Raw genomic sequence first — 6,467 nt, 5'->3', positions numbered from 1 at the left:
GGCCGCGCCGGCCGTGCATGTCGACGCCGCAGCGCGCGCCGCCCTGCTCGCACTGCGCGCCGAAGCGGCGGGCGCATTCAACATCGTCGACGACAACGACGAAACGACGAACCGGAAAGCGCGGCAGGTGCTGGGCTGGACGCCCGGCACGCATGGCACGCAAGGCTGAAACCCACAAGAAACCAGCGGTACGGCGGAGGCCAGGCGCGGCGAACATGCCGCGCCCCATCAAGCCCGCGGAAACGCGGCGGTCACCTGCAAGCCGCGCCCGTTCGCGCCGTCGTCGAGGCGCAGCGTGGCGCGGTGCGCCCGCGCGATCTCGCGCACGATCGCCAGCCCGAGCCCGCTGCCCGGCTGCGGCGAGGCGCGGAAGAACGGCTCGAACACCTTTTCGCGCAGCGCGGCGTCGATGCCCTCGCCTTCGTCGCTGACGCGCAGCAGGATCGTCTCGCCGGCCTCGATCGCGACGGTCACGGTGCCGCCTTCGGGCGAATAGCGGATCGCGTTGTCGACGAGGTTGAACACCAGCACCGACAGCAACTGCTCGTTGCCCGTCACGGACACCGCATCCGCACCGGCCAGCGTCGCGACGAGCTCGACGCGGCGGCGCTGCGCGAGCAGCGCAAGCTGTTCGATCGTGCCGGTGGCGACCTCGCGCAGATCCACGCGCACGCCCGCGTATTGCCCGTAATCGGCCGCCTCGGCCTGCGCGAGCGTCAGCAACTGGTTGGTCAGCGCGACCAGCAGGCGGTTGCTGCGATCCATCGCCTTGAGCGTGTCGTGCACCTGCTCGGGATCGTTCTGCCGGCGCGCGTATTGCAACTGCGTGCCGAGCAGCGTCAGCGGCGTGCGCAACTGGTGCGCGGCGTCGGCGACGAAGCGCCGCTGCATGGCGGTCTGCTTCTCGATGATTTCGAGGCACTGGTTGAATGCGCGCACGATCGGGCGCAACTCGCTGCGCAGCGGCTCGACGCTGAGCCGCACCGAGGACGTCTGCACGCGCTCCGGCATGCGCCGCGCCAGCCGCGCGAGCGGCCGCAATTCGAGCGTCAGCCCGAGGCACACCAGCACCACGGCGATCGTCAGGATCGCGGAGAAATAGAACATCTGCGGGCGCCACAGCGCGAGCACCAGCGCGTTGCGCTGCCGCAGCGTGCGCCCGACCGAGATCACCACGCGGCGCGTCACGCCCGCGTCGTACATCGGCCGGATCACCGACACGGCGCGCACCGGCTCGCCGTTGACCATGGCGTCGTACCAGGTTGGCGACACCGTCGGCACGCTCTGCGGGAAATCGGAGGTGCCGGCGATCATCGGGCCGCCGATCTCCTGCACGCGGAAGAACACCTGATCGGCGCGCGGCGTGCCGAGAATCTCGATCGCGCTCGGCGAGATCGACGCGCTCAGATCCTTGCCGTCCCAGCCCACGTTGCCGGCCATCACGCGCGCGGCCGACAACAGCACTTCGTCCTGCAGGAGATTGGCGGTGTGCCACGCGTTGCTGCGCGTGATCAGCCCGGCCGCGACGATGAACACCGTCATCGGCAGCGCGAGCCAGAGCAGCAGCCTGACGCGCAGGCTATTCATCGGACGCGCCGTCCTCAAGCAGATAGCCGAGGCCGCGCAGCGTGATGATGGTGGCGGTGCTGCCTTCGAGCTTCTTGCGCAGGCGCGACACGTAGATTTCGATCGCGTCCTCGCTGGTGGGCGCGTCGGCGGCGCTAACCGATTCGGCCAGGGTGGTTTTGGAGACGGTTTTCTTGGCGCGCAGGATCAGCGCCTCGAGCACCGCGTGTTCGCGCGGCGTGAGCACCAGCGGCTGCTCGTCGATTGCGAACTGCAGGCGATCCATGTCGTAAACGAGGTTGCCGCAGCGCAGCCGGTTCGAGCGCGACGGCGCCTGCCGCCGCGCCAGCACCTTGATGCGCGCCACCAGCTCGCGCGCATCGAACGGCTTGACGATGTAGTCGTCGGCGCCGGCGCCGAGGCACACCACCTTCTCGTCCACCGCGCCGGTGGCGGTCAGGATCAGCACCGGGGTGGCATCGCCGCGCTCGCGCATGCGGCGCAGCACGGTCTTGCCGGAGATGCCGGGCAGGTTCAGGTCGAGCAGCACCACGTCGTAGTTCGAGGCGCGCAGCGCATCCTCGGCCGCCTCGCCGCCGCCCACGCGATCGAGCGCGAAGCCGTCGTCCGTCAGCGTCTTCGCCAGCCAGTGCGCCAGCTCCTCATTGTCTTCGACGAGCAACAGCCTCACGCATCCCTCCCAACTTGCCACTACGCGAGCTTGTACTGTTCCCGTGCGCTTTTCGTCCGGTACAGCAGCAGCGTCGCAATCAGGCCGCACACGGCGGCGACACCCATCCACGCACCCGGCGCGGCCTTGTCGCCCGTCGTGTGGATCAGCCAGGTCGAGATCGCCGGCGTGAAGCCGCCGATCATCGTGGCGAGACTATAGGCCATCGAGAAGCCGGTGGTGCGGACGTTGACCGGCATCAGCTCGGTCAGCGCGACGACCATCGCGCCGTTGTACCACGCGTAGAGCAGCGAGAGCCACAGTTCCACGGCCAGCAGCTTGCCGAACGACGGCGAGCCGACCAGCCACTGCATCGCCGGGTAGGCGGTGAACACCGTCAGCAGCGTGAACGCGAGCATCACCGGGCGGCGGCCGAAACGATCCGACACGGCGCCCGAGATCGGCAGCCAGATGAAGTTCGAGACGCCGACGCAGGCCGTCACCAGCAGCGCGTCGAACGACGACATCTTCAGCACGACCTTGCCGAAGGTGGGCGTGTAGGCCGTGATCAGGTAGAACGAGGTGGTGGTCATGATCACGAGGCCCATGCCGGCCAGGATCAGGCCGAAGTTGGCCAGGATCGCGCGCGTGATCTCGCCGATGCCCGGATGATGCTTGCGGGCGACGAATTCGTCGGATTCCTGCAGCGTGCGGCGGATGTAGAACAGGAACGGCACGATCAGGCAGCCGATCACGAACGGCACGCGCCAGCCCCAGCTCGTCATTTCCTGCGCCGGCACGAACGCGTTCAGCAGCACGCCGAGCGACGCGGCGAACACCACCGCCACCTGCTGGCTGGCCGATTGCCACGAGCAGAAGAAGCCGCGGTTGCCCTTGGTCGAGATTTCGGCCAGATAGACCGACACGCCGCCCAGCTCCGCGCCGGCCGAGAAGCCCTGCAGCAGCCGCCCGAACAGCACGATGGCCGGCGCGACCAGGCCGATCGCGTGATAGCTCGGCACGAACGCCACGCACATGGTGCCGACCGCCATCAGCGACAGCGACAGGATCAGGCCCTTGCGGCGGCCGTGACGGTCCATGTAGGCGCCGAGCACGATCGCGCCGATCGGGCGCATCAGGAAACCCGCGCCGAACACCGAGAACGCCAGCATCAGCGAGACGAATTCGTTGCCGGCCGGAAAGAACGTCGCCGCGATCGCGGCGGCGTAATAGCCGTACACGGTGAAGTCGTACATTTCCAGGAAGTTGCCGCTGACGGCGCGAAACACCGAACGGGCCCGCGATTCGCGGCGTTCGACGACAGGAGTGGCTGACATGGTGGGAACGTCCTCGCGACTGGGTCGCATCGTGCCGCGGCGGCCCGGCGGGCTGCCATTGCGGCTTGTGTCTGTCTGAAAATCTGAAACCTGAATCCGGCCGGGCCGCGAAGACCCCTGCCGTCACTGAATCCGCATCACCGATTTGCCGAGCTGGCGGCGCTCTTCCAGCGCGGCGTGCGCCAGTTCGACGTCGTCGAGCGTGTAGCGCCCGTTGATCTCGATCGTCAGCGCGCCTTCGGCCAGCGCCGCGAAGATTTCGTCGGCGCGGCGCTGCACGGTGTCGCCGTCGGCGAGGTGATCGGCCAGGCGCGGACGCGTCAGGAACAGCGAACCGGCCTCGCCCAATTCGTACGGATCGAGATCGTTCAGCGAGCCGGCCACCGCGCCGTAATTCACCACCAGGCCGCGCACCCGCGTGGCGCGGAAGCTGTCGCGCAGCGTCGGGCGGCCGACCGCGTCGAACACCACGTCCACGCCGCGCCCGCCGGTCAGCGCGCGAACCCGGTCGGCGAAGCGGCCGTCTTCGTAAAGCATCACGTGATCGGCGCCGTGCGCCCTGGCCACGGCGGCCTTCTCCTCGGTGCTGGTGGTGGCGAACACCGTCGCGCCGCGGCGCTTGGCGAGCTGCACCAGCAACTGGCCGATGCCGCCCGAGGCCGCATGGACGAGGCAGGTGCTGCCTGCGCCGATCTCGGCCACGTCGTCGAGCAGGTAATGCGCGGTCGAGCCCTGGAAGATCGCGGCGGCGGCCACGTCGAGCGCGATCGCGTCCGGCAGCTTCGCGAGCCGCGCGGCCGGCACCACCGCATATTCAGCGTAGGCGCCCCAGGCGATGCACCACGCCACGCGCTGGCCCGGCGCGAAGCCGGTCACGCCCGCGCCGGCCTTCACCACCTCGCCCGAGCCTTCCATGCCGAGCGTGCACGGAATCCGCACCGGGTACGTGCGCGAATCGCGGTACTTGCCCTGGCGCGTATGCACGTCCATGAAGTTGATGCCCGCGTAGGCCACCTTCACCAGCACCTCGCCGGCGCCCGGTTCCGGCACCGCCAGCTCCACGCGCTGCAGCACGTCCGGCCCGCCGTGTCGTTCGATTCGAATCGCTCTCATGCCCGCCTTCACTCCTCAATCACCCGCGCCGCGTCAGCGAAACGTGTCGCGCTGCGTGCCGTCGACGAACGCATTCGTGTAGGTACGCGACAAGTCGACGTGGCGGGCCATCAGCCCGCTCCCGTTCGACACCAGAACCTTGAGCACCGTCGCCGGCGCGTCGTCGGGCATGCGCCCGTCCGGCGAAAACGACGGCTTCGCCAGCGCCAGCGCCTTCACGTAGGCCGCGCGATCGGCGCCCACCGCGCTGTCGGGCAGCGCGTCGGCGATCTGCTGCGCGTCGTGGCTGGCGATGAAGCGCAGCGTGCGCACGAGCGCCCGCACCATCCGCCCGGTTTCGTCGCGATGCGCGAGCACCCAGCTGCGGCGCATGTACAGGCACGCGCCGACATAGGTGCCGCCCAGTTGCGCGCGCGTGCCTTCCACGCTGCGCAGATCGACCAGCACGCGCGCCGCGCCGCTCGACAGCAGCCGCGTGGCGGTCGGCTCCTCGACCATGCCGGCGTCGATCGTGCCGTGCGTGATCTCGTCGACGAAGCGCGTGTCGGCGGCCAGCGGCACCACGGTGTACTCGCCCGGCGCGATGCCGGCGCGCGCCGTCAGGTAGCGCGTGAGCGCCCAGGTCGACGCGCCGAAGCCGGTCACGCCGAAGCGCCGGCCGCGCGCATCGTCGATCGAGCGCATCGGCTCGCCGCCGCGGGGCCGCGTGGTGGCCAGCTCGGCCAGCCCGGCGGCGCGCACGAACGCGATCACCGACAGCACGTCCTGCCCGCGGCTCTGCAGATCGATCGTGTGATCGTAGAAACCGACCGCGCCATGCACGGCGCCGGCGATCAGTTCGGTCGAGGTGTCGATGCCGGCCGGCACCGACTGCACGCGCACGTCGAGCCCCTCGTCGCGGAAATAGCCGAGCCGCGAGGCGAGCATCGCGGGCAGGTAGACGATCTTGGACATCCCGCCGACCATCAATTCGATCGGCTCGGCGCTGGCGGGCGCGGCCGTGCAGGCCAGCGCGGCGAGCAGCAGCAGGCGGCCGAGCGGACGAAGCGGGCGACTGAGCGGGCGACTGAGCGGGCGAACCAGGGAACGCATCGGGATCTGTCTCCTTCTCGCGGCATCCTTGCCGGGCGGCCGGGCGATGTCGTGCCGGGCCGCGGCGGGCAGGTGCCGCTTCAACGGTGCCAAGTATAGAAATCCGACGCCTTCTGATTCCCTTCAGCGATTCCGGAGTTTTCTCGGTATTTACCCTCGGCGCGGGGCGGGATCGGGCGGCGGTGCGGGCGGATGGCGGGATTGTGACGCAGGCGGCGCACAGGGCGCGAGCCGCGGGCGGCTGTGGACAAGCCGCGATGGCGCATGGGTGAGGCTGAGTGGAATGCGATCGGACGGCCGCGCCCGTGTGGATAACCGTCGCCATGCCGACCGACGAGGACGGTTGGGCGCGGCGGCAGGCCGATGGCGGCTGTGAAACGCCGGCCGGCCGCACCGGCAGTGCGAATCGGGCGAGATCGGCCCGCTCAGCCCAGCGCGGAATAGCCCAGCGCGGCGGCCTCGTCGGCGAAGCGCGCGATCGCATCGTAGGCGGCGGCCGGCAAGTGCTCGAAGCGCCGCAGCCGCAACGCGCGCGCCCGCGCCGGATCGGCGGCCAACGCCCGGAGAACGCCGAACGCGAAAAATGCCGGCAGTCGGCCCGCATCGTTGTTGTCCAACAGTCCGAACGCGGAGATGCTGTCCGGACGCGCCATGAACCACACGATCGATGCGCCATAGACCGCTGCGGC

5 protein-coding genes and 1 pseudogene are annotated in these 6,467 nt (G+C 69.7%); all 6 read right to left on the bottom strand.

The window, feature by feature from the left end; all coding sequences use genetic code 11:
• Positions 1-228 precede the first annotated feature (228 nt).
• Positions 229-1,587 (bottom strand): sensor histidine kinase N-terminal domain-containing protein, encoded by a 1,359-nt coding sequence (locus tag G3N92_RS29410; protein WP_206131088.1) that lies wholly within the window; start codon positions 1,585-1,587, stop codon positions 229-231.
• Complete coding sequence (locus G3N92_RS29405) at positions 1,580-2,257, bottom strand: response regulator (protein ID WP_206131087.1); 678 nt, start codon at positions 2,255-2,257, stop codon at positions 1,580-1,582. The genes G3N92_RS29410 and G3N92_RS29405 overlap by 8 nt, the downstream gene beginning before the upstream one ends.
• 20 nt (positions 2,258-2,277) lie before the next feature.
• A complete protein-coding gene (locus tag G3N92_RS29400; RefSeq protein ID WP_206131086.1) occupies positions 2,278-3,573 on the bottom strand; it encodes an MFS transporter in 1,296 nt (431 codons plus the stop codon).
• Positions 3,574-3,696: 123 nt separating this feature from the next.
• Positions 3,697-4,686, bottom strand: coding sequence for a quinone oxidoreductase (locus G3N92_RS29395; RefSeq protein WP_206131085.1), 990 nt, complete (start codon positions 4,684-4,686; stop codon positions 3,697-3,699).
• A 33-nt stretch (positions 4,687-4,719) separates the two neighbouring features.
• A complete protein-coding gene (locus tag G3N92_RS29390) occupies positions 4,720-5,778 on the bottom strand; it encodes an ABC transporter substrate-binding protein (protein WP_206131084.1) in 1,059 nt (352 codons plus the stop codon).
• Positions 5,779-6,203: 425 nt separating this feature from the next.
• A pseudogene (locus G3N92_RS29385) lies at positions 6,204-6,338 on the bottom strand (phosphate ABC transporter substrate-binding protein); the annotation flags it as partial.
• Positions 6,339-6,467: the final 129 nt, after the last annotated feature.

Origin of the sequence: Burkholderia sp. Ac-20379 (assembly GCF_017104645.1) — a bacterium.
Lineage (GTDB): Bacteria > Pseudomonadota > Gammaproteobacteria > Burkholderiales > Burkholderiaceae > Burkholderia.
The sequence above is the reverse complement of the archived record's forward strand: the minus strand, read 5'-3'. Positions and strand labels throughout refer to the sequence as shown.